Source organism: Pseudovibrio sp. WM33 (assembly GCF_001623165.1).
Taxonomy (GTDB): Bacteria; Pseudomonadota; Alphaproteobacteria; order Rhizobiales; family Stappiaceae; genus Pseudovibrio.
On record NZ_LMCK01000119.1, the window covers coordinates 1,296 to 2,536 of the forward strand.

General features: G+C 56.2%; 3 protein-coding genes. All 3 read left to right on the top strand.

All coding sequences use genetic code 11. The annotated features are described in order from the left end of the window. A partial coding sequence (locus PsWM33_RS21005) for a head-tail joining protein (protein ID WP_193778441.1) occupies positions 1 to 295 on the top strand: 295 nt, incomplete at its 5' end. 8 nt (positions 296 to 303) lie between these two features. Next, complete coding sequence (locus tag PsWM33_RS21010; protein ID WP_063301532.1) at positions 304 to 753, top strand: hypothetical protein; 450 nt, start codon at positions 304 to 306, stop codon at positions 751 to 753. 115 nt (positions 754 to 868) lie between these two features. Further along, the coding region (locus tag PsWM33_RS21015; protein ID WP_193778442.1) for a hypothetical protein at positions 869 to 1,241 on the top strand (373 nt) is incomplete at its 3' end.

The window sequence follows — 1,241 nt, forward strand, 5'->3', positions numbered from 1 at the left end:
AGATCTAAATGAGATGCTGCGTACTGATGAGTTTGCAACAACGGCAACCTACGCCCTGCAGAACGGGGATACCGGGCAGCTTACCGGGATCTTTACCAATGAGGGGGAGGAAACCTCCTTTGGTGAGGTTGGCATGCTCACGTCTAAACCAGTGTTTGCGGTGAAGGGCTCAGATATTCCGGCTGAGTTTGGCGAGGGTGCAGAGCTGCTGATTGACGGGCAACGCTTCACGGCGGCAAGCAGCCCCATGAGTGACGGGGCTGGCTTAAGCCAGATCCTGCTAGAGCGCGAATAGGGGCAGCCATGGCTCATATTAGAACGCAGGTGCGCGATGCTGTAGAGGCGGCTTTAAAAGGGCTTCCTTCTACAGAAGACCGCTGCTTTGTCACGCGCACCTTTCCGCTGGATCACAAGCGGCTGCCTGCGCTGCTTGTCTATGTGCTGGATGAACAAAGCCAGCCTGCGGAAATGGGTGCAGACCGCGACATTGAACGGCAAATGAGCGTCACTGTTGAAGCCACGGCCGATGGCAAGGGCTTTGATGATGAGCTGGACCAAATTGCGGTGGAAGTTGAAACCGCGCTTGCTGGCAGCGGCTTCTTAGGTGGCTTGGTGAAAGAGCTATACCTGCAGTCAACCAATCTGGATATAGCAACGCGCCGGGACCGGGGCGAGAAGCGCCAAGGGATTTTGACATTGCGGTATATGGCGCTAGCCATTGCCCCGGAGAGTGACCCGGAAACCGCGCACTAAAGTTGCTTGCGTATCTTCATCCGAAAACCGGTGCCCACTTTTCGGCGATACACGGTAGCCGCGCTTAAGCGTGCGGCTGAGGAACTAACTTTCCAACAAATCAGGAGAACAGAGCATGCCTTTAATTCACGGCAATAAGGGCAGTGTGACTGCTGGCGGTGAGGATGTCGCCAAGGTTCAAAGCTTCAACCTTTCGGTAGAAGCGCCAATCTCGGATGCAACGGCGATGGGTGAAGAGTGGGAAACCCACTTGGAAGGCGCACCAAAACGCTGGTCCGGGTCTATCAGCGCCAAGCGGGTGAAAGGCGACACGGGGCAGGCTGAGCTTAGCGCCGGGGCTTCTGTGGTGTTGCACCTTTATTACAGCGGCAATGAGAGCGGTGAAACCTACGCCTCCGGCACTGCAACGGTTACCAGCGTGCAGCATGCGCAGGGCCGTTCTGAAACCATTGATATGACCTTTGAGTTTACCGGCAACGGCCCGCTGA